Below are 21,454 nucleotides of genomic sequence, written 5' to 3' on the forward strand. Positions count from 1 at the left end.
AAAGTTCGTTCTTACAAATCCTCTGGTTTGAGTGGTTTAACGTCTTTGAGCAATGGGTGATTTTTGTCTGCTTCTGAGACTTCTGCTTCTTTCAAGTTTTCCCACTTGATATCAAGACTAGGGTCAGCGTAGTAGACAAAGGCGTATTTTGGTTTAAGTTCGAGTGCCCAGTAGTCATTCACAAGATAGCTGTAGGCGACCTTATCAGACAAAACTTGGAAACCATTGGCAACACCACGAGGAACGAAAATTCCTTTTGAGGCATCAATCACTGTTTGGTAGGTATTTCCAAAGGTTTCGCCCTCACGGAGGTCAACCCAAGTTCCAAGGACCTTTCCTTCATCTGCTACTGAGATGTATTTGTCCCATGGCTCAGCATGCAAGCCACGCAAAACATTTTTACGGGAGAAGGAAACGTTATTTTGCAATTTGCCTTCAGCAAAGAATGATTCTGGAAAACCAAGTGGCAACATCTTTTCCTTTTGGAAGTTTTCCTTGAACCAGCCTCGGTTATCACCATGCACCGGGATGTCAAATTCAATCATGCCTGGGATAGCATCAATCTTGTGTGCTGCAAGTTCTTTTCCAAAAAATTGTTCTGTCATTATGCTTCTCCAATCAAACGGAGCAAATATTGTCCGTATTCATTCTTTTTAAGTGGTTGTGCCAATTCGAGGACCTGCTCTTTAGTGATGTAGCCCATACGATAGGCAATTTCTTCAAGGTTAGCCACTTGAACATTTTGCAAACGCTGAACCGTTTCAATGTACTGCGCCGCTTGCAAGAGACTTTCGTGAGTGCCTGTATCCAACCAAGCAAAACCACGTCCCATCAGCTCAACAGAGAGGTCCCCACGATCCAAGTAAGCCTTGTTAACATCAGTGATTTCAAGCTCTCCACGAGGACTTGGTTTGATGTTTTTAGCAATGTCCACGACATCATTGTCATAGAAATAAAGACCAGTTACAGCAAAGTTTGATTTTGGATGCTCTGGCTTTTCTTCGATGGAAATAGCGTTCATATCATCATCAAACTCAACCACACCAAAACGTTCTGGATCCTTAACTTGGTAACCAAAGACTGTTGCACCTTTTTCCTTAGCTTCAGCACGTTGAAGCATAGCAGAAAGGCCATTGCCATGGAAAATATTGTCACCAAGGACTAGGGCAACGCTGTCATCACCGATGAAGTCTTCACCAATAATAAAGGCCTGCGCCAATCCATCTGGACTTGGTTGCACAGCGTATGATAGTGAAATACCAAACTCTGAACCGTCACCGAGGAGCTCTTCAAACCGTGGAAGGTCCTGTGGTGTTGAGATGATGAGGATTTCCTTGATTCCAGCCAACATGAGCGTTGACAATGGGTAGTAAATCATTGGTTTATCATAAATCGGCATCAGTTGTTTTGATGCAGCACGAGTCAATGGATACAAACGCGTCCCTGAACCGCCTGCAAGAATAATACCTTTCATAAGAAGGCTCCTTTTTTCTCTAATATATTACCTTTATTTTAGCATTTTTCAGCCCCCTTGTCACGACAAAGCCAGAGCTATTAAGCTTTCATTAAGAAAATCAAAGCTGTCCATTTTCTTAATAAAAAAGAATCAGCCAACGTTTCTCTATAGTAAGAGAAAGCTAACTGATTCTGAATATTTGGGGAAGGATAACTAGTCTTAATCCTGTTTCTTTATGTAATTAGCGACTGGATAATCTGTACTGTCCAAGTTACCAGGTCGGTTCATGACCAAATCAACCAGATTTTTTCCAATCAGTGGCCCTGTTGTAAGACCAGAGGAACCTAAACCTGAAGCAACGAAGACGTTTTTAAGCTCTGGAACTTCTCCAAAGAAAGGTGAGAAGTCACTCGTGTAGGCTCTCGTTCCCACACGTTCCGAGAAGGACTTGTCAGTACTTAAGTCAGGGAAATAGGTCTTAGCCTCCTCCTCCAGAACTTCTAAAACAGCTTCATCAACTGTCAAATCAAAGCCTTGATCATTCTCATGACTGGCACCTACCGAAATCTTTCCACCCGCAAATGGAATGACATCTAATTCGCCCTCTGGCATCAGAACTGGTAATTTACCAGTATCCATGCCCTCAAAGAAATAGTCTCGTAACTGACCTTTTTGAGGACGAACATCCACTTCAAAACCAAGGGGTTCAAGCGTTTGACCTAGCCAGGCACCACAAGCGAGGATGACCTTATCAAAAGTTTGACCATCAATCTCATAAGTACCATCGTCAAGAGGAGAGAGTGTAACTTGACCTTCTAACTTTTCAAAACCAGAAGCCTTAATCAAAGTAGCAGTCAGTTCTGCACCTTCGACTCTGGCTCCCCCAGAGGCATAGAGATAACGGTTAAAGCCAGTGAATTCAGGAAGGGTACTCGCATTTTTAATAGAGAGTTCACCAATAATGGGTGATTCTTCGAGTCTGGTCTCAGCATGCTCATACAAACCATCCAATTTACTATCGTCTTTCTTAAGAAGGGCCACACCAGACTGATCATAGAAACTCTTGTCATAACCATCATTTCCAAGATCTGAAACTAACTCTTGGTAAAAATCAGCTCCCAGTCTAGCCATGCGATACCAGGCCTTATTACGACGCTTGGAAAACCAGGGACTAATAATTCCTGCTGCTGCCTTGGTTGCCTGTCCAAGACCATGGTCAAAAACAGTAACTTCTACTTCTTTTTCCTTTGACAAGTAATAGGCAGCCGTTGAACCGACGATGCCTGCGCCAACAATTGCAATTTTCATTTTTTACTCCATCTATTTGAAAAGAGCTGAGTCCTATACACATAGGCACAGCTCTTTGTATTTCTTTTATCCCAAGGCCACATCCATAACCATCATGACGACAAAGCCAACCATAAGGCCCAAGGTTGCTACATCAGTATTACCATTAGTCTGTGATTCAGGAATCAATTCTTCCGTTACTACAAAGATCATGGCACCAGCCGCAAAAGCCAAAGCGTAAGGGATGATTGCCATCATCCACATGACAAGAGCGGCACCCATAACTGCACCTATAGGCTCAACGATAGCTGACATAGACCCCCAATAAAAGGCCTTAAGTCAAGATTTTCCATCTGCTCGAATTGGGATAGAAAGGGCTACACCTTCAGGGACATTCTGCAAACCAATCCCTATAGCTAGACCAATGGCTCCCATCAGACCCGCGAATGTCATATTGCCACCAGCCAAGGCTCCGAAAGTCACACCGACTGCTAATCCCTCTGGAAAATTATGAATCGTAATAGCCAAAAAGAGTAGGGCTGTCTTTGACAATTTCTTCTTACGAGGTTGAATACCTTCTGCTTTTGAAATATCATTTCCCAAATGCAAGTGAGGGACGACAGCATCAATCAAACGAAGAGCGACACCACCAAGTAAGAAGCCAGCTGCCGCTGGAAACCAAGACCACTTCCCATAGCCATTTTGGCTAGCATAAGCTAAAGAAGGGTCCAAGAGTGACCAGAATGAGGCCGCAATCATGACTCCAGCCGCAAAGCCCATCATGATATCTAACAATTTACGGCTAATATGCTTGAAAAAGAAAACAATAGCCGAGCCGACAATGGTACAACCCCAAGTGAAAAGACCAGCAAGTAAGGCCAACAAGACCACATGTTGATGTAAAAGCCAAGTCACAGATAGATCCTCCTAGAGATGGTCAAAGGGATTAGTTGACGACTGACTTTCAAGAATTGTCACATTCCAGCCCTTCTCAAGCTTCCAAGCCTCAAGTTTCTCAGCAATCTTTGCGATAAAGAGAGCTTCAATATGGTGACCAGGATCAATTGCCAAGAGGCCATTGGTAATCATTTCCTGACCAGTATGGTAATAAACATCACCCGTGATAAAGACTTGTGCGCCCTTTGTCAAAGCATCCTTGTAAAATCCTTGACCGCTACCACCACAAATAGCCACACGGTTAACAAGAGGATTTTCATGATTATAACGAACCAGGCGAATACTATCTAAGCCAAAAACAGACTTGACTTTAAGAGCAAGTTCTTCAATGGTTTGTGGCACAATATCACCCACTCGACCGATTCCTTGTTTGTCAGCAGTCTCCGTCAAATAAGTCGTCTTCTTAATATCAAGTAAGTCACAAAACCAATCATTGAGACCATCATCCACCACATCAATATTGGTATGACTCACATAGACAGCAATGTCGTTCTTTACAAGATCAAGCAAAATATCACGGTCAGGCGAAGACACCAAATCCTTAACCGGACGGAAAATAGGGGCATGTTTGGCAATGATGAGGTCCACACCTTTTTCAATGGCTTCGGCTACTGTATTCTCACGAACATCCAAGGTAACCATGACCTTCTGAATTTCTTTGTCCAGACTGCCAATCTGCAAGCCAACCACATCACCTTTCATGGAAAGTTCCTGTGGACAAAAGCTTTCATAAGACTTGATAAGTTCACTAGCTAACATGGTTCAAAACCTCCTTAATGGTTTGGATTTTCTCTTCGACAGCTGCACGGTCAGACTGATTGGCAAGAGGAATGGATCCTAAAGCAATCTCCAATTTATTGTTTTCACGTTGCCATTTGAGCTGGAAGACTTGAGACTGGTCTTTCATGAGATGAGGTCCAAAGCGAACCTCTTTATCTGATAGAGTCATTTGACCAGCCTCAGCCACCATAATTTCGTAGTATTTGCCATTTTCGGTCATGATGGCTTCTGCGACAATGACAAAACCATTTTCCATCAACCAAATACGAAGGTCGTCTTCACGATTATTGGGTTGCAGAATCAGACGTTCCACACCTTTAAGTTTATCCTTACCAGAATCAAGAATATCCGCAATCAAACGTCCCCCCATACCACAAATCGTGATAGTTGTGACAGCATCAGAAGGTTCAAAAGCTGCCAAGCCGTTAGCCAAGCGCACGTCAATCTTATCTTTGAAACCAGAAGCTGAGACATTAGTAAGAGCAGATTCATAAGGGCCTTTCACCACTTCACCAGCAATAGCTGAGTGAATCAAGCCCTTTTCAAGTAAATAAATAGGGAGGTAGGCGTGGTCACTACCTACATCTAAAAGTTTTGCGTCTTTAGGGACGAAGGTTGCTACGTCCTTAAGGCGTTGAGATAATTGTACGTACATCTTTCATCTTTCTATTTTTAAAGTCTCTTCATTATATCAAAAAAGGAGGTTGGTAAGAAATGCTTTTAACACATTTCCTAGCAACTTCCTTGTATCTTATGTCTTGTCTCCAGTAAAGACAAAGAATTTTGAAATAACGTAGTTAAGAACAATAATCAAAACTTGTGAGAATAAGCTTTCAATTCCATTTACCCAAGCATGACTATGACCAACAAATTGACCGATAATCTCTGGATAGGTATCTACCAAGAAATAGGCGAGAGCCAAATCAAGAACTAAGGTTAAGAGACGAGCTCCCACAAATTTAACAAAGCGTGTAGCCATACCAGCTTTTGCTTGACTGAACACAAAAACATCATTCGTGAAAAAAGCAAAAACGATGGCAATGGCATTTGCCAAAACTGCTGATAGGGTACCTTGTTGACTCACAGCGAAAATCAAGGTACGACTAACCATATAAACTACAGTCGCCAAAACACCAAAGAAAAGGTATTTAAAAACTTCTGTGGCCATAAAAGCTTTAAGCTTATTAATCATATTTAGTCCAACCCAATTTCCGCACGGACGACATCCGCAATAGTGTCAACATAGTAATTCACTTCATCATCTGTTGGTGCTTCTGCCATAACACGAAGGAGAGGTTCTGTACCACTAGGGCGAACCAAGATACGACCGTTCCCAGCCATCTCAGCTTCCATTTTTTCAATGATAGCTGCAATCGCAGGAACTTCCATGGCTTTAGTTTTCATGCTATTTTCCACACGAATATTAACCAGTTTTTGAGGGTAAATCGTCACTTCTGATGCTAATTCAGACAAGCTCTTACCTGTTTCAATCATGACTTTAGTCAATTGAATAGCTGTCAATTGACCATCACCAGTTGTATTGTAATCCATGATAATAACGTGACCAGACTGTTCACCACCAAGGTTATAGCCATTTTTACGCATTTCTTCTACAACATAACGGTCACCAACGGCAGTCACGACCTTGTTAATTCCCTCACGATCAAGTGCCTTGTGGAAACCAAGGTTTGACATAACAGTTGTCACAATTGTATTTTTAGCCAACTCACCTTTTTCAGACAAGTGTTTACCGATAATATACATGACCTTGTCGCCATCAACAATATCACCATTTTCATCAACAGCGATGAGACGGTCACTATCCCCATCAAAGGCAAGACCAATGGCTGAACCACTTTCTTTAACCAAGGCTTGCAATTGCTCTGGATGTGTTGAACCCACTCCAGCATTGATGTTAAGACCATCTGGTTGATCCCCGATAACCGTAATATCGGCATTCAAATCAAGGAAAACATTACGAGCTGACACAGCAGCTGCACCATTAGCAGTGTCCAAGGCAACCTTCAGTCCACCAAGATCAACACCTGTTGCCACCAAGAATTTTTCATACTTGCGAAGACCTTCTGGATAATCTACAAGTGTTCCAAGACCCTCAGCTGATGGACGTGGAAGAGTATCCTCTGCTGCATCAAGAAGGGCTTCAATTTCCGCTTCACGCGCATCATCCAATTTAAAGCCATCTCCCCCAAAGAACTTAATACCATTATCAAGAGCTGGATTATGGCTGGCTGAAATCATAACACCAGCACTGGCATTTTCCGTACGTACCAAGTATGAAACACCTGGAGTCGCAAGTACTCCAAGTTTGTAGACTTCGATACCTACTGATAAAAGACCTGCCACCAAAGCTGATTCTAACATTTCCCCTGAAATACGTGTATCACGTGCCACAAAGACCTTAGGACGGCCAGTTTCGTGTTGGCTAAGCACATAACCACCGAAGCGACCTAATTTAAAGGCCAATTCAGGCGTGAGCTCAACATTAGCTTCTCCACGAACACCGTCTGTTCCAAAATATTTACCCATAATTTTATTTTTAGTGCCCCAGCACTAAATCCTCCTTAAACTTTGATGCTGTCTAACAAGAGCAAAAGTAATCTAGTGAAATCTACCTAGATAGTTTAACTTTATCTGATTTCACCGATATTTTCAACCCTTCTTGTATAACTTTTTGGCTATTGCGCCAATTTTACCAGATTAAGCCTTCTCCATTTTGTCTATTTTACATAAACTTGGAAAATGGCCATTCTCTATTTTTGGGTGACCTTCAAATTAACTTTAACCGTATTTGGTTGCACTGTCACACCATCAGCTGAAAGCTTGAGCGTTTGTGTAGTATCCTTGGTCACATGACTAATATCTACTGGAACAGTGATGCTATCAATCTTATCCATAGCTTCCTGACTACCAACAATGGTCACATGGCCTCGATCAAAACTATAACTGATACTAGACACATTGCTAGCCTTATCTCCAGTCAACTCTACCTTAACAGGGACAGATTTGCTCAATTTTCTCAAAGTAATTTTGGCATGAACCTTAGCTGGAGAAATCGAGCTAGCCAAGACTGTCCCATTAGCTGAAACAGCTTGCAACAATAAGTTGCCATCATAATCATCAGACAAGTTGGCACCGCCTTCCAAAACTGCTTGAACGTGGTCAATTTGATTGATGATATCTTCACTTGATGTCACCTCTACCTTGGTTTCATCCAAGCTAACCTTTTTTACTTCGTAGCCATTAGCCAACTTATCTGGTGTGATATTTGCAACCACATCAAATGTCTTGCTAGCTTTTTTACCAATGGTTGCTGTCAAGGTCGATGGCGATACTTGGGCAGACATTCCAGCTGGTAAATTCTTAACCTGAATAGGAACCCGACTTGTCCCTTGGCCAAGATTTGACAAATCTGCAACTAACTTAAAATGGCGCGTATCGCTTGTTGCTTCAGTCGTCAAAGCTAACTGAGTAGTCGCTGTCAAATAAACCTCAGCGTCATAAGAATAACCACTGATAAAGTAATTATCACTGTCGTACTTAATATCTACAGGAACAGATTCTACTGTTTGCGTGAAGGTATTCGAAGCACTTGAGCTATTACTTTTATTTTGCGTATTACCAGACCAAGCCGTGACGAATAGCGTAACCGCAAAGAAGAGCGCAACTAGTATTTGCCACCAACGATCATTTTTTAATACACGGACAATGCGTTTCATTTTTTGCTACCTCCCATCCAACGTTGGAAGAATGACTGACGAGGTTCTTGCTCTTTCAACAAAATAAGACTCAACTCTTGCTCAAACTCTTGAATGGACAGTCCATGCAAGAAATTGCCCTTATAAGCAATGGAAATCGCACCTGTTTCTTCAGATACGACAAAAGTAAGAGCATCTGTTTGCTCTGAAAGACCAATAGCGGCTCTGTGACGTGTTCCGAATTCCTTAGAAATTTTATTAGATTCCGAAAGCGGTAGATAAGAACAAGCCGTCGCAACCTTATTATCTCTGATGATAACTGCCCCATCATGAAGCGGTGTATTAGGGATAAAAATATTAATCAACAGTTCCCCTGTTACAACTGCATCAAGAGGAATTCCTGTCACAATTTGTTCTTGCAGAGTTTGCGTCTGTTCAATAGAGACGAGGGCTCCAATCTTACGAGGGCTCATGTACTTAGCGGCTTTAACAAAAGCTTGAACCAATTTCTCATCCGAACTCACTTCTTTATTTTGCAAAAAATGCTGGGGCGTACGTCCAAAGGTTTCCAGTGCTGAACGAAGCTCTGGAGCAAAGATTACAACCGCCGCAATGGCACCATAGTTGATGACCTGATTCATCAAATAAGAAATCGTTGTAAAGCCTATAAAATCAGAAATAAATTTTACAAAAATAAATAAGACTACCCCTTGAACTAGGGTCATGATTTTGGTTCCCCTCAGGGCCCTAATAAAGCGGTAAATTAAAAAAGCAACAATCAATATGTCCAAACTATTGACGATAACTTTCAACGGACTATCAAAGAGTGACCGCCAAAAATCAATATCAATGGACGACAGTATACCCATACATATCACACTTTCTTTTAATTTTTAAACAGTTCCTATTATACCACGAATTCAAACTATTTTGAGACTACAATCACTACTTTTTGTGATAAAATAAATTCATGACTATAAAAACTACCATGGGTATCTTGGCAGGAAAGACTAGCCACTTTGTCCTCTCCAAATTAGGACGTGGCTCAACCCTCCCAGGAAAAATCGCCCTTAAATTTGACAAAAACATTTTAGACACACTGGCCAAAGATTATGAAATCGTCGTTGTTACAGGAACCAACGGAAAGACTCTAACAACAGCTTTGACAGTTGGAATCTTAAAAGAAGCTTTTGGTGACATTGTGACCAATCCTAGTGGAGCCAACATGATCACAGGGATTACTTCTACTTTCCTAACCGCTAAAAGAGCTAAATCAGGTAAGAAAATCGCTGTCTTGGAGATTGACGAAGCCAGCCTACCAAAAATCACAGAGTACATCACCCCAAGTCTATTTGTCTTCACAAATATTTTCCGTGACCAAATGGACCGCTACGGTGAAATCTATACTACTTATCAGATGATTTTAGATGGTGCCGCCAAGGCACCCAAGGCTACTATTTTGGCTAATGGGGACAGTCCCCTCTTCAACTCTAAAGAAGTGATCAATCCCGTACGTTTCTATGGTTTTGATACTGAAAAGCATGCGCCAGAGCTGGCCCATTATAATACTGAAGGCATTGTCTGTCCTAAGTGTGAGCGTATTCTTCAGTATCGCCTCAATACTTACGCTAACTTGGGTGACTACACCTGCCCTAACTGCGATTTCCACCGTCCAGAATTAGATTATAAGCTAACGAAGTTGACTAAAATCACTAACACGACTTCTGAATTTGTCATTGATGGACAAGACTACAAGATTAATGTCGGTGGTCTCTACAACATCTACAATGCCCTTGCTGCGGTTTCTGTTGCTGAATTCTTCGGTGTGGCTCCTGAAAAAATCAAGGCTGGGTTTAATAAAAGCCGTGCTGTCTTTGGACGCCAAGAAACCTTTAAGATTGGCAACAAATCATGTACCCTCGTACTCATTAAGAATCCAGTTGGCGCTAGCCAAGCTCTCGAAATGATTAAGCTTGCAGATTATCCATTTAGCTTGTCAGTTCTTCTTAACGCCAACTATGCTGACGGTATTGATACTAGCTGGATTTGGGATGCCAACTTTGAAAGCATTCTCGACATGGATATTCCTGAGATTAATGCTGGTGGTGTCCGTCACTCTGAAATTGCCCGCCGTCTTCGTGTGACTGGCTACCCAGAGGACAAGATTACGCAAGCAGAAAAGCTCGAAGATATTATGGCCTTGATTGAAAAGCAAGATTGCGACCATGCCTATATCCTAGCTACCTATACTGCCATGCTTGAATTTCGTGACATTCTTGCCCAACGTCATGCTGTCGGAAAGGAGATGAACTAATGACCTATACTTCTCTCAAATCTCCAGAAAATCGTGACTACACCTACGACCTAAATGTTGCCCACCTTTATGGTAATCTGCTCAATACCTATGGGGACAATGGGAATGTCCTTATGATCAAATATGTGGGGGAAAAACTTGGTGCTAAAATGACCTTCGACATCGTTTCTGTTGGGGACGACTTTGACAAAGATCACTACGACATGGTCTTCTTTGGAGGTGGTCAAGACTACGAACAATCCATCGTTGCCAAAGACCTACCATCTAAACGTGACGCTATTGATCAATTCATCCAAGATAATAAGGTCATCCTAGCCATCTGCGGTGGTTTCCAACTTCTTGGACAATATTACATCCAAGCTAACGGGGTTCGCATTGACGGCATTGGTGTCATGGGCCACTACACCCTCAATCAAGAAAATAACCGTTACATCGGTGACATCAAGATTCATAACGAAGAATTCGATGAAACCTATTATGGCTTTGAAAATCACCAAGGACGTACCTTCCTTTCGGATGACGAGAAACCACTTGGAAAGGTGGTCTACGGTAATGGTAACAACAAGGAAGATGGTTCCGAGGGTGTTCACTACAAGAATGTTTATGGTAGCTACTTCCACGGCCCAATTCTTTCTCGTAATGCCAACCTCGCCTACCGACTGGTAACTACTGCTCTTCGTAACAAGTATGGCCAGGACATTTCACTGCCAAGTTATGATGACATTCTCTCAAGCGAGGTAGCTGAAGAGTATGCAGATACTAAATCAAAAGCAGAATTCGAAAAGTAAGTCTTCTACATAGCAAAATAGCGAAGCCGATTGGCTTCGCTATTTTCATGTTATCTCTATTTCCAAAGACGTCTTTTCTTCATTCTGTCTTCAATTTTACGATTATCTATCCTTAGAATAGCAATCATATCAAACAAGAGCCAGGTTCTTTTTGGATAGACAATATATTTTGGAGACCAGATTGGAGAGAATTTTTCCTTATAACGTTGGAGGCCACTGAAAGAGTAAAAACGCTGTGCAAAAACATAAACCAGATTGGCAACCTTTTCTTCTAAGAAACTATCTTCTTCAGTACCGACGTTGGCTAGGGGAGCCATTCCCATATCAAAGTACTGCTTGCCTTCTGCTTGGAAGTATTGGAAGAGTTTGACAAAGAGGTAGTCCATAATGCCTTCAGGTGCCTTTTCAAAGTCATATCGCATGAGGTCAATCGTGGCCACTCGTTTATTTTTGGTTGGCATGATATTGGCAAAGGCAACAATTTCGCCCTCTTCACTCTCAACAATGGCAATCGGCGCTTGTTGCAGATAGGCTTCATCGAAGAAACCAAGAGAGAAACCTTTCTCCTTACGACCGTTAAGCCAAACATCTGAGACAGCTCTCATTTCCTGCATTTGAGTCTCTGAAAATGGCGGTTGAAGCAATTTAAATTGGAAACCAGCTTTTTCCACGCGATTAGTCGGTTTACGGAATTTCTTACCATGCTTTCCTTCAACCGAAAACGTCGTCAAGTCAACCATAGCATTTTCCCCAAACTTCATGAAGTCAAATCCATAGTCATGAAGCATGAGGGTAATGCTTTCATCTGCCTCATAAAATAGGGCTTGCAGATTCCAATCAGATAAAGCGCTTAGAAAGGCTTCCCAGGCTGGTCGATAATAATCTTCATTCCCAATCGGATTTCCCATAACCACGCACTTGTTACTGGTTTGGGCGAATTGGAAAACTACCTGGTCCTGTCCATCAACACGATACCAAAAGAGGTGTTTGTCATGTAGGTAAGCCAAAGCACTTTCTGATGCACCTCCATATTTTGACAAAAGAGCTGTAAAACGTTCATCATCCATTTTTTGACCGAAAGTCTTACGAGGTGCCAAAATTTTCAAGAGCCCCCAAACAATGGTTGCAATGATGACAGCTGCCAATAAAATATTAAACCAGATATGGATAAAATGTCCAAGAACATCACGGCTCTTCGGTGGCAAGAGATGAGACCAGAAGCCATTTCCCCCTAAAACAAGGAGAACCAAAATAGTAAAGGCAAGAAAGAGGAAATCTTTAGTCTTATCTTCCCAGCTATACACAAAATAACGATGGATCAATTTCTTTCTGATAATTAGCACAATCACCAAAGAAAGTGAAATCAAGAAGGTCATGGCCCAAGAAATGCCATTAAGATTGACATAAATCAAGGCTAAGACAAAGGTTAATAAAGAGGCAGGAAATGCTCCCTTAACCCGACGCTTAATGAGACGGGCCATGAAAATAAAGAGGGTTCCAAATAAAATACTTGGGAACTGCCAAATCAACTGTTCCTGAATTGGATCAAAGCGGTTAATCAAATAGACATAAGCCAACCGATCTGGAATTAAAGCTGACAAAATCAAGAAGATTCCCAAAAAACGCAAGAGATAGACCAAGAAACGGTATAGGCTCCCTGCAAATACCCGTGAAGAAACCCTAAAGTACTTATCGTTAATACGTCCTCCCATGTGTTTGAAAAAGAAGACAACTCCCAGCAAGAATGGAATGACATAGTAAGTCAAACGATAAAGTAAGAGCAAGCTAACCGCCATGGCATTACTAACACCCATGGATGTCAAACCAGTAATGACAATAAGATCAAAACTACCAATCCCTCCTGGAATCATTGAGAAAATACCAATGATAACAGCTAGTAGGTAGAGCGGAATCAGATTGTAAAGATGAACATGTAATCCCATCAAATAGGCGACACTGACAAAGCTCCCAAGAGCAGTTCCCCACTCAGCTGTAGAAGCCAAAAGCAGACTTAGCCTCGTTTTCAAAGGTACCTGCCCAAAATAGGCCAACTTTTCCCGACTGGAAATAAAGAAAATAAAGGGCAAATAAAGGAAAATCCCTAACAAAAGCAGCCAATACTTTCTTAAATCTGGACTCAGAGGAAGAAACCAAAAACTAACAAATACCAAGCCACTCAAGAGTGACAATCCCGACATAAAGTAAGGCAATAAACGCGACAGTGCTTTAACACCCGTCTTTTCCTGCCCATCCTCAGAATAGAAAGAATACCGTAAACCGACATCAACCAAACCAGCAAAACCAGCCAGGTTATTAATCGTATTCACCGCCCAACTCGTCTCTAAAATATAGGGTTTGGAATAATCCGTCTCTAACTCCTTATTCAGGATTAAATCATAAAACAACATGGGGAGTACGGCGACTAACCCAATTATAATCATGAGAATAAGGTGCCAAATAGACAAGCCTGACAGAGCCGATTCTAACGACTCTAATGTAATGGTTCGCTTCAACCGGACCAGTTCAATAACGACAAGAACCGTAATTGAAATAAAGAAGATGGATTTGATTGCTGTTTTTAAAGGTTGTAATCTCTCCAAAAGACTCTTCATGCCACCACCTCTTTTCGACTAATTCTCACTAAATCACGAATCATTTGATTAAAGACCTTGTATTTTCGTTGAGATAAACGGTGTCCTTGCCGACGCTCAACATACAGCTTATGAATCGGAAAGAGTTCCGAAATCTCTTTGGAATGCCTAAAACTAATAACATCCCTTTGCCCCATAACCACCCAAACAGGATAGGGTGCCTTGTGTAATTGCTCCCTATCCAAGGGTAAATCATGCAACATGAGACCTGTTACTTTTGCCATAATATCCATTTTAGCTGAAAATGGCGATAAGGCCTTCAAACAAAGATATTGTAAATGAACCAAGAACCTAGAACGTCTGGTCAAGCCATTAAAGGTCATGTTACCCGCATTTAGTAAGAGACCCGCAATCCGGTTAGGAAAGCGACTAGCATAAACCATAGCTAGATTGGCCCCATCACTGTGACCAACAAACAAGGCCTTTTTGATATTTAAAAATTGCAAAATTTCCTCCAAATCGGCAGCCATCTGTTCAAAGGTCATCTTAACACTCTGACGACTGGATCTACCGTGATTACGACTATCAATAAAAATTAATCGATAGTCTCGATATAGAATTCCTTGCTTAGCAAAGTAGTTTCCAGACAAATTATTGCCATGCAAAAAGACAATTGGAAAACCCTTACCAAGATCACGATAATAGATGATTTGACCATCTTTAACTTTGAATTCCATAATATTACCTACCTTTTCACTACCATATTCTTATACGATGATTAGTCTTATAAGGCATAAGGTCCGATACCATAAAACAAGGTGCTCAGACCCTCTCATTCCATTATAACACTTCCCTTAGGTAAGAGTCAGAATATTTGTGCATTTTCTGCAAAAAAGAAAAAGCCTTTTCAGGCTTCTTTAAATAAAATCTTTTTGAGACTTCCCTTAAGTGAGTACGGACGTCAGCGACCTTCTTCGAAGTTCCATGACTAATTTTTGAGCCTAAAGTCTCAAAAATTCCGAGTGGCTGGTTCTAAAATGATTCAGCCACTTTTCTCACAACAGGAAGTCTCGTCTAGCTTTCTTCGATTGTTTTACGAAGAAATTATTTGTATTTCTTGTATTCTATGCATGCATTAAATAACTACCACCTTCACCAAAATCAAATGTAAAATCAATTGCTGTATTCATATCTTCTGTATAAGAAGCAGTGGTTACTACGGTATTCTCTTCATTATCATATTTTGTTTTCTCAGAAATTTGATGATTTTGAGTATCTAAAATATAAAAATTTTTATAATCATGAAAATCAATTTCATATGCAAGATGGTTTTTATTATAATCATCTATATTTACTAAAGACACTTTTTGATTATTTGGGTAAATAATTAAATGGCACTATTCAAAAAGAAAAAGCCTTTTCAGACTTCTCCTCTTACTGTTCGAAAGTTTGTTGGGCAATGAGTTTGTTATAGTTTTCTTCATCTTCTTGGTTATCACGGACAACCTTAGATACTGTAAATGATGATGAGATCAAACCAACACATCCCATAAGGTAGTAACCCTTAACCATCAAAGGCTCTTTAAGGGTGTAAAGGCCAATTAACATCAAAATAACGAAGAAGGCAAATGATCCCCAAGCCATCATATTGAAAGATGTTGTGTTACGGTACACTTTTTTCTTTACTTTGTTCATAAAGCTAGTCTCCTTTTATATACTAAGACTGTTATATCAACAATGTAAACCTTTCACAACTCAAAACATGAAAAGGCTCTCATATTTCCTTAACCTTCCAACTGTTCTGATAAGTCGCTCCACTCTTCCATCAGAGCTTCTTGGGTAACTGATAACTCATCCAACTCTTTCTGCAAGTCAGATAATTCCGCTACTTCATTTGTTTCAAGCATGGCAGCAGAGATTTCCTCCAAGCGTTCTTCAATGGTCTCTAGCTCGTTTTCAATTTGCTCAATGCGTCGGCTTAGTTTACGCATCTCTTTCTGATTGGCTTTTTGAGCTTGATAATCATTAGCACCTGCCGAAGCTACTTGAACCCCTTCTTGTCCTTGATTTTCTTCCGCCTCAAGTCGTGCCAACTCTTCAAGCTCAGACTTCTTCTCAAGATAATAATCATAATCCCCAAGATAAATGGTTGCCCCATCCTCAGAAATTTCCATCACTTTTGTTGCCACACGATTGATAAAGTAACGGTCATGGCTGACAAAGAGAAGCGTTCCATCAAAGTCAATAAGGGCATTTTCCAAAACTTCCTTGCTATCAATGTCCAAGTGGTTGGTCGGTTCATCCAGAATCAAGAAGTTATTGTTTTCCATTGATAGTTTGGCTAGGAGCAGACGAGCCTTCTCACCACCAGAGAGCATCGAAACCGACTTTTTAACATCATCACCTGAAAAGAGAAAAGCTCCCAGACGGTTACGAATCTCAACTTCAGGAGTTGTCGCAAAATCATTCCACAACTCATCAAGAACAGTATTTGATGGTGTTAAAGCAGATTGAGTCTGATCATAGTAGCCAACTTCAACATTGGCACCATAGGTTGATGTTCCCTTAATAAAAGGCAATTGCCCCACTACCGACTTGATAAAGGTCGTTTTTCCGATACCATTAGGCCCCACAATAGCAATAGCATCCATCTTCTTAACATCTAGAGAAATAGGCTCTGAGAGAATCTCATCGTCGTAACCAATGGCAACATCCCTAACTGTCAAGACCACATTCCCAGAGACCTTATCCGCATGGAAAGTCATATTGGCCGATTTCTGACCTTCCGTTGGCTTATCCAGGCGTTCCATTTTCTCTAGCTGCTTGCGACGAGCTTGAGCACGCTTAGTTGTAGAGGCACGGACAATATTACGATTAACAAAATCCTCTAGCTTAGCAATTTCTTTTTGTTGCTTTTCAAAGTTCTTGGCTTCAGTAGCCAACTTTTCAGCCTTGAGATCCATGAATGTTGAATAGTTTCCGACATAACGATCCAAGCTATGTTTGGTCAAATCTAGGGTTACCGTCGCTACCTTATCCAAAAAATAACGGTCGTGACTAACAATGATTAGGGCACCCTGATAATTGACCAGGTAATTCTCCAACCAGGCAATGGTTTCGATATCCAAGTGGTTGGTCGGTTCATCTAGTACCAAGAGCTCAGGCTTCTCAAGAAGCATTTTTGCCAAAGCCAAACGGGTATTCTGCCCCCCAGAAAGTTCTGAAATAGGCATCTCCCACATGCTTTCGTCAAATTTAAAACCATTGAGAATAGCTCTAATATCAGATTCGTAAGTAAAACCACCACGCTGTCTAAAATCCTCGGAAAGTCGGTCATAGTCGGTCATTAGCTTGTCTAAGTCTGCCCCAGTCAACTCAGCCATCTTCATTTCCATGTCACGCAGACGTTCTTCATCTGCACGAAGACCTGCAAAAACATTTAACATTTCAGCGTAAATGGTATTGCTAGACTCAAAACGACTATCCTGAGCTAGGTAAGACAGGTTCAAATCACGTTTCGTATTAATCTCACCACTTGTCGGCGCTTCCTCTCCAACTAGGATTTTCAATAAGGTTGATTTCCCAGCACCGTTACGTCCAACAAGGGCAATACGATCTCGCTCATCCACCTGAATATTAATATTATCAAAGAGCACATCTCCTGAAAAAGAGCGCTCTATTTTGTTTCCTTGTAAAATAATCATAACATTTTAATTATACCAAAAAAGCCAAGCTCTTGCTTAGGCTTCCTTACTTTCTTTCAAGATGCTTGCTACCTTAGTATTAATCAAATCGATAGCAACAGTATTTGTGACACCTTCAGGAATGACCACATCCGCATAACGTTTCGTAGGCTCGATAAACTGGTGGTACATGGGTTTAACCACACTGATATATTGATCAATAATACTATCTAAGCTACGACCACGTTCTTCCATATCACGCTTGATACGGCGAATAATACGAATGTCATCATCAGTATCTACAAAGAGCTTGATATCCATCAAATCACGCAAGCGTTTATCCTCAAGTACTAGAATCCCTTCAACGATGAAAACATCCTGAGGCTCCTGACGATAAGTCTTGGCACTACGAGTGTGTTGCGTATAATCATAAATCGGAATATCCACCGGACGCCCAGCAATCAACTCATTGATATGTTCAATCATGAGATCTGTATCAAAGGCAAAGGGATGGTCATAGTTAGTTGACACACGCTCCTCAAAAGTCAAATGAGACTGATCCTTATAGTACGAGTCATGTTCAATCATGGCAATTTTTTCATCTGGAAAATTGGATAAAATGGCACGAGAAACACTGGTCTTACCACCACCAGAGCCACCCGTAACCCCAATAATAATCGGTTTTTTAGGCATGGTAAATTCCTATCTAATAGAGTCTTTCTCATCTATTCTACACTAAATCATGATATAATAAAAGCAAATCCATATAGAAAATGAGACTTTTATGTTTACAAACTTTCCTGAACAATGGCAAGACCTCCTTAGAGAAAAAGGAATCACAGCAGAAACTGCCATTCAAAAAGAACTCTTTGCACCAATCACAGAAGGGGACAATGTTTTGGGTATCAGCCCAACTGGAACAGGTAAGACTCTGGCCTACCTCCTCCCAATTCTCCTTTCTCTAAAGCCAAAAAAAGCTCAGCAATTGCTTATCCTAGCACCCAATTCTGAGCTTGCTGGACAAATTTTTGATGTGACCAAACAATGGGCTGAGCCACTAGGGCTCACTGCTCAACTCTTCCTTTCTGGTTCTAGTCAAAAACGCCAGATTGAACGTCTGAAGAAAGGACCAGAAATTCTTATCGGAACCCCTGGTCGTGTCTTCGAACTGATTAAACTCAAAAAAATCAAGATGATGAACGTCAACACCATCGTCCTTGATGAATTTGATGAGCTTCTTAGTGATAGCCAATACCATTTCGTAACAAAAATCAGCCACCATGTCCCTCGTGACCATCAAATGGTCTACATTTCAGCGACTAACAAAATTGACGATCAAGATCTTGTGGAAAATACTATTGTTTATGACTTGTCTGACCAAAAACTTGACACCATTAAACATTATTATATCAGTGTTGATAAACGTCATCGTGTCGAACTTCTCCGTAAGTTTTCCAATATTCCTGACTTCCGTGGCCTTGTCTTTTTCAACAGTCTTTCTGACCTTGGCGCTACTGAAGAACGCCTTCAATTTAATGGAGCTTCAGCAGTATCACTTGCAAGTGACACTAACGTTAAATTCCGTAAGGTAATCTTGGAAAAATTCAAAAATCATGAGATTTCACTTTTACTAGGAACTGATTTATTGGCACGAGGAATCGATATTGAAAATCTTGAAGTGGTCATCAACTTCGATATTCCTCGAAATCGGGAAGCCTACACTCACCGTGCAGGACGTACTGGTCGTATGGGAAATGAAGGTAGTGTCATCAGCTTAGTAACCCATCCAGAAGACCTCAAAAAACTAAAAAAATTCGCCAAAGTTTCAGAATTGATTCTTAAAAACCAAGAACTTCACGAAAAATAAGGCATGACAAAAGCACTTCAGTTCAAACGCTGAAGTGCTTTTTAACACATACAGATTAAGCTTTTTTACCAAAGTCTTCAATCATTTGTTCCATTTCTTCACGACTAGGTGTTGTCAACATGTAGAGGTAATCACCTTGCAACTCTGCAAAGGCGGCAGGCATGATTTTCTTAACCTTAAGTTGATCATGGTATTTATTGAAGAGTTCTTCTTCTGAATAAGCGTAGTGAGAATTTGCACGACGTGATGTTGCCAAACAGTAAAGTGGTTCAAAGTGAGATGCTGGGAAAGGCTCCCCAACAACGACATCCGCATAACCCTTGTACAAATCAATAGAATGAGCATAGTTATAAACATCAATAGTGAAACCACCGGCAGGGCGATTATTATACTCAATTGCAATATAATCATCACCTTCACGGAAGAATTCAATATGGAAGAAACGTTCCTTCATACCAAATTCTTTGATAATAGCTTCACCATACTGACGTAACTTAGGATCCATATCCTTAAGAACGTAGTAAGAATTATCCATCTTGTAAAGCATCAAATCAAGTGGCGTATGGGCATAATCAAAAGTTGTTGAGAAGACAATATTGCCATTACTATCCAACAAACCATCAAAAGTACAGATTTCACTTGAAGTCACAAATTTTTCAAAGAAATAAACTGTTTCATGATCCCACTCAGCCTTGAAATGATTGATATCGTCCTCAGTTTCAAGTTTGAATGTTGCAGCTGCACCGACACCGTTGTCTGGTTTAGCAATCATTGGAAGTCCGATTTCGGCTACAGCCTTATCCACATCCGCATCTGTCTTAACCACATCACCTGGTACAACTGGGACACCAGCTTTTTGGAAAAGCTTTTTCATCTCAGATTTGTATTTTGTCTTCTTGAGGTCCTCCGGCTTAGCACCAAATACATTAAACTGTTCACGAAGGGCTGCGTCCAATTCCAACCAGTATTCATTATGTGACTCAATACGATCGATTGGTCCATGTTTATAGAAGAGAAAGGCAACTGCACGTTTCACTTCATCCAAATTTTCCAAATTATCCACTCGGAAGTATTCAGTCAACGCATCTTTCAAAGGCTGATCCAATTGTTCATAAGGCTCTTGACCAATACCGAGAACAGTGATTCCCTTATTAGCAAGTTCAACAGTAAACTGTTGGAAGTTTTGTGGATAGTAAGGTGAAATAACAATATAATTCATTTCTGATTCCTCTTTTTTAGTTACTCAGTAGATAAGAAAATTATAGGTTCATGTTGTCAAGGAAGTATGGCATCTGTTTACGCCACCATTCCCAATCGTGGGCTACATCGTACCCCCACTCAGAGAACCAAGCTGGAATATTCTTTTGTTCAAAAGCTTCCTTAAGTTTGTAATAAGAAGGAAGACCATCTTGTTCCCAGGCACCAAGACCTGTACACACAACAATTTCAGATTGACGGTAATGATCAATAAACCAACCATCATTTTGGTTCCAAATATAATCTGATGGTGAGTTTTGGTAAATAGCCTCATCTCCTCCGTATTCACCAACAAAGAAACGTGCATCATAAACACCGCTAAGGGCTACTACTTTATTGAAAACGTCAGGGTGTTGCAAGAAGAAATTAAGCGCATGGTAAGCACCCATTGAACAACCAGTTGTCATCATAGGATCAAACCAACCAGTCTTGTGTTTGATGAATGGAATGGCTTCTTGAATCACATAACGTTCATAAGCACGATGCATTTCTGCACGATCGTGTGGATTTTTCCAATCGCAAAGCCAGCTCTCACTGTCTACACTTGAAAGTGTAAAGAATTGCACACGCCCTTCTTCAATGAAGCGTTCACAAGCATTAATCATACCAAAATCATAGTATTCATTGTGACTTCCACCTGATGAAGCAAAAACTACCACAGGAATACCTGCGTGCCCATAACGATTAAGATACATTTCACGGTTCAATTGACCACTCCAGTGGCTAAGATGTTCGATATTCATAGTTTAAATCCTTTT

20 protein-coding genes and 1 pseudogene are annotated in these 21,454 nt (G+C 40.8%); 3 read left to right on the forward strand and 18 right to left on the reverse strand.

Annotation, left to right across the window (positions count from 1 at the left end; genetic code table 11):
* Nucleotides 1-11: 11 nt before the first annotated feature.
* From QRD39_RS04440 to cdaA, 10 genes and pseudogenes are all read right to left on the reverse strand, one after another.
* Complete coding sequence (locus tag QRD39_RS04440; RefSeq protein WP_008534332.1) at nt 12-605, reverse strand: dTDP-4-dehydrorhamnose 3,5-epimerase family protein; 594 nt, start codon at nt 603-605, stop codon at nt 12-14.
* Entirely contained in the window at nt 605-1,474 is an 870-nt protein-coding gene (gene rfbA / locus QRD39_RS04445) for a glucose-1-phosphate thymidylyltransferase RfbA (protein ID WP_002888905.1), read from the reverse strand. Before rfbA ends, QRD39_RS04440 begins: the two co-directional genes overlap by 1 nt.
* Nucleotides 1,475-1,675: 201 nt before the next feature.
* Entirely contained in the window at nt 1,676-2,764 is a 1,089-nt protein-coding gene (locus QRD39_RS04450; RefSeq protein ID WP_008534331.1) for an NAD(P)/FAD-dependent oxidoreductase, read from the reverse strand.
* 66 nt (nt 2,765-2,830) lie between these two features.
* A pseudogene (locus QRD39_RS04455) lies at nt 2,831-3,658 on the reverse strand (ZIP family metal transporter).
* Between the two features lie 12 nt (nt 3,659-3,670).
* On the reverse strand, nt 3,671-4,459 hold the full coding sequence (locus QRD39_RS04460; RefSeq protein ID WP_008534326.1) for a Nif3-like dinuclear metal center hexameric protein: 789 nt from the start codon (nt 4,457-4,459) through the stop codon (nt 3,671-3,673).
* Nucleotides 4,449-5,135, reverse strand: a complete 687-nt coding sequence (locus tag QRD39_RS04465; protein ID WP_008534325.1) for a tRNA (adenine(22)-N(1))-methyltransferase — start codon at nt 5,133-5,135, stop codon at nt 4,449-4,451. Before QRD39_RS04465 ends, QRD39_RS04460 begins: the two co-directional genes overlap by 11 nt.
* Nucleotides 5,136-5,231: 96 nt before the next feature.
* Nucleotides 5,232-5,672, reverse strand: a complete 441-nt coding sequence (locus QRD39_RS04470) for a GtrA family protein (protein ID WP_037608797.1) — start codon at nt 5,670-5,672, stop codon at nt 5,232-5,234.
* A gap of 2 nt (nt 5,673-5,674) precedes the next feature.
* Complete coding sequence (glmM, locus tag QRD39_RS04475; RefSeq protein ID WP_008534323.1) at nt 5,675-7,027, reverse strand: phosphoglucosamine mutase; 1,353 nt, start codon at nt 7,025-7,027, stop codon at nt 5,675-5,677.
* A 224-nt stretch (nt 7,028-7,251) separates the two neighbouring features.
* Nucleotides 7,252-8,217 carry a CdaR family protein gene (locus QRD39_RS04480; protein WP_008534322.1) on the reverse strand — a complete coding sequence of 322 codons (966 nt, stop codon included), beginning with the start codon at nt 8,215-8,217 and terminating at the stop codon, nt 7,252-7,254.
* The gene (gene cdaA, locus QRD39_RS04485) at nt 8,214-9,065 is read right to left on the reverse strand and encodes a diadenylate cyclase CdaA (RefSeq protein WP_021152019.1); all 852 of its coding nucleotides are present in this window, start codon (nt 9,063-9,065) and stop codon (nt 8,214-8,216) included. Before cdaA ends, QRD39_RS04480 begins: the two co-directional genes overlap by 4 nt.
* A gap of 101 nt (nt 9,066-9,166) precedes the next feature.
* Between cdaA and murT the strand changes: the two genes are divergently transcribed.
* Complete coding sequence (murT, locus tag QRD39_RS04490) at nt 9,167-10,510, forward strand: lipid II isoglutaminyl synthase subunit MurT (RefSeq protein WP_037608795.1); 1,344 nt, start codon at nt 9,167-9,169, stop codon at nt 10,508-10,510.
* On the forward strand, nt 10,510-11,298 hold the full coding sequence (gene gatD, locus QRD39_RS04495; RefSeq protein WP_008534320.1) for a lipid II isoglutaminyl synthase subunit GatD: 789 nt from the start codon (nt 10,510-10,512) through the stop codon (nt 11,296-11,298). Before murT ends, gatD begins: the two co-directional genes overlap by 1 nt.
* Nucleotides 11,299-11,354: 56 nt before the next feature.
* Here gatD and mprF read toward each other — a convergent pair whose 3' ends face one another.
* The 6 genes from mprF to udk all read right to left on the reverse strand — a co-directional run bounded on the left by mprF (nt 11,355) and on the right by udk (nt 18,265).
* The gene (mprF, locus tag QRD39_RS04500; RefSeq protein ID WP_285955797.1) at nt 11,355-13,910 is read right to left on the reverse strand and encodes a bifunctional lysylphosphatidylglycerol flippase/synthetase MprF; all 2,556 of its coding nucleotides are present in this window, start codon (nt 13,908-13,910) and stop codon (nt 11,355-11,357) included.
* Nucleotides 13,907-14,626 (reverse strand): alpha/beta fold hydrolase, encoded by a 720-nt coding sequence (locus QRD39_RS04505; protein WP_285955798.1) that lies wholly within the window; start codon nt 14,624-14,626, stop codon nt 13,907-13,909. Before QRD39_RS04505 ends, mprF begins: the two co-directional genes overlap by 4 nt.
* Nucleotides 14,627-15,013: 387 nt before the next feature.
* Nucleotides 15,014-15,253: a hypothetical protein gene (locus QRD39_RS04510; RefSeq protein ID WP_021145608.1), complete on the reverse strand. Its 240-nt coding sequence runs from the start codon at nt 15,251-15,253 to the stop codon at nt 15,014-15,016.
* 70 nt (nt 15,254-15,323) lie between these two features.
* On the reverse strand, nt 15,324-15,584 hold the full coding sequence (locus QRD39_RS04515) for a YiaA/YiaB family inner membrane protein (protein ID WP_143568146.1): 261 nt from the start codon (nt 15,582-15,584) through the stop codon (nt 15,324-15,326).
* An 89-nt stretch (nt 15,585-15,673) separates the two neighbouring features.
* Nucleotides 15,674-17,593, reverse strand: a complete 1,920-nt coding sequence (locus QRD39_RS04520; protein ID WP_285955799.1) for an ABC-F family ATP-binding cassette domain-containing protein — start codon at nt 17,591-17,593, stop codon at nt 15,674-15,676.
* A gap of 36 nt (nt 17,594-17,629) precedes the next feature.
* The gene (gene udk, locus QRD39_RS04525; RefSeq protein WP_002888889.1) at nt 17,630-18,265 is read right to left on the reverse strand and encodes a uridine kinase; all 636 of its coding nucleotides are present in this window, start codon (nt 18,263-18,265) and stop codon (nt 17,630-17,632) included.
* Nucleotides 18,266-18,356: 91 nt separating this feature from the next.
* On the opposite strand from udk, the gene QRD39_RS04530 reads away from it, so the two are divergent.
* Complete coding sequence (locus QRD39_RS04530) at nt 18,357-19,439, forward strand: DEAD/DEAH box helicase (protein ID WP_285955800.1); 1,083 nt, start codon at nt 18,357-18,359, stop codon at nt 19,437-19,439.
* A 55-nt stretch (nt 19,440-19,494) separates the two neighbouring features.
* Here the strand turns inward: QRD39_RS04530 and QRD39_RS04535 are convergent, their stop codons facing one another.
* Together QRD39_RS04535 and QRD39_RS04540 are read right to left on the reverse strand one after the other, a co-directional pair.
* Nucleotides 19,495-20,658, reverse strand: coding sequence for an ATP-grasp domain-containing protein (locus tag QRD39_RS04535; protein WP_285955801.1), 1,164 nt, complete (start codon nt 20,656-20,658; stop codon nt 19,495-19,497).
* Nucleotides 20,659-20,698: 40 nt separating this feature from the next.
* A complete protein-coding gene (locus QRD39_RS04540) occupies nt 20,699-21,439 on the reverse strand; it encodes an esterase family protein (RefSeq protein ID WP_285955802.1) in 741 nt (246 codons plus the stop codon).
* Between the last annotated feature and the right edge of the window lie 15 nt (nt 21,440-21,454).

Source organism: Streptococcus raffinosi, assembly GCF_030284685.1.
In the GTDB taxonomy this organism is placed as follows: domain Bacteria; phylum Bacillota; class Bacilli; order Lactobacillales; family Streptococcaceae; genus Streptococcus; species Streptococcus raffinosi.

Bases quoted from the DNA above. Each gene is read 5' to 3' on its own strand.
- QRD39_RS04530 (WP_285955800.1), top strand. From the start codon at position 18,357: ATGTTTACAAACTTTCCTGAACAATGGCAAGACCTCCTTAGAGAAAAA.
- QRD39_RS04450 (WP_008534331.1), bottom strand. From the start codon at position 2,764: ATGAAAATTGCAATTGTTGGCGCAGGCATCGTCGGTTCAACGGCTGCC.
- QRD39_RS04515 (WP_143568146.1), bottom strand. From the start codon at position 15,584: ATGAACAAAGTAAAGAAAAAAGTGTACCGTAACACAACATCTTTCAAT.
- udk (WP_002888889.1), bottom strand. From the start codon at position 18,265: ATGCCTAAAAAACCGATTATTATTGGGGTTACGGGTGGCTCTGGTGGT.
- QRD39_RS04480 (WP_008534322.1), bottom strand. From the start codon at position 8,217: ATGAAACGCATTGTCCGTGTATTAAAAAATGATCGTTGGTGGCAAATA.
- QRD39_RS04440 (WP_008534332.1), bottom strand. From the start codon at position 605: ATGACAGAACAATTTTTTGGAAAAGAACTTGCAGCACACAAGATTGAT.
- rfbA (WP_002888905.1), bottom strand. From the start codon at position 1,474: ATGAAAGGTATTATTCTTGCAGGCGGTTCAGGGACGCGTTTGTATCCA.
- QRD39_RS04505 (WP_285955798.1), bottom strand. From the start codon at position 14,626: ATGGAATTCAAAGTTAAAGATGGTCAAATCATCTATTATCGTGATCTT.
- glmM (WP_008534323.1), bottom strand. From the start codon at position 7,027: ATGGGTAAATATTTTGGAACAGACGGTGTTCGTGGAGAAGCTAATGTT.
- QRD39_RS04540 (WP_285955802.1), bottom strand. From the start codon at position 21,439: ATGAATATCGAACATCTTAGCCACTGGAGTGGTCAATTGAACCGTGAA.
- QRD39_RS04470 (WP_037608797.1), bottom strand. From the start codon at position 5,672: ATGATTAATAAGCTTAAAGCTTTTATGGCCACAGAAGTTTTTAAATAC.
- QRD39_RS04460 (WP_008534326.1), bottom strand. From the start codon at position 4,459: ATGTTAGCTAGTGAACTTATCAAGTCTTATGAAAGCTTTTGTCCACAG.
- QRD39_RS04465 (WP_008534325.1), bottom strand. From the start codon at position 5,135: ATGTACGTACAATTATCTCAACGCCTTAAGGACGTAGCAACCTTCGTC.
- QRD39_RS04535 (WP_285955801.1), bottom strand. From the start codon at position 20,658: ATGAATTATATTGTTATTTCACCTTACTATCCACAAAACTTCCAACAG.
- gatD (WP_008534320.1), top strand. From the start codon at position 10,510: ATGACCTATACTTCTCTCAAATCTCCAGAAAATCGTGACTACACCTAC.
- murT (WP_037608795.1), top strand. From the start codon at position 9,167: ATGACTATAAAAACTACCATGGGTATCTTGGCAGGAAAGACTAGCCAC.
- QRD39_RS04520 (WP_285955799.1), bottom strand. From the start codon at position 17,593: ATGATTATTTTACAAGGAAACAAAATAGAGCGCTCTTTTTCAGGAGAT.
- mprF (WP_285955797.1), bottom strand. From the start codon at position 13,910: ATGAAGAGTCTTTTGGAGAGATTACAACCTTTAAAAACAGCAATCAAA.
- cdaA (WP_021152019.1), bottom strand. From the start codon at position 9,065: ATGGGTATACTGTCGTCCATTGATATTGATTTTTGGCGGTCACTCTTT.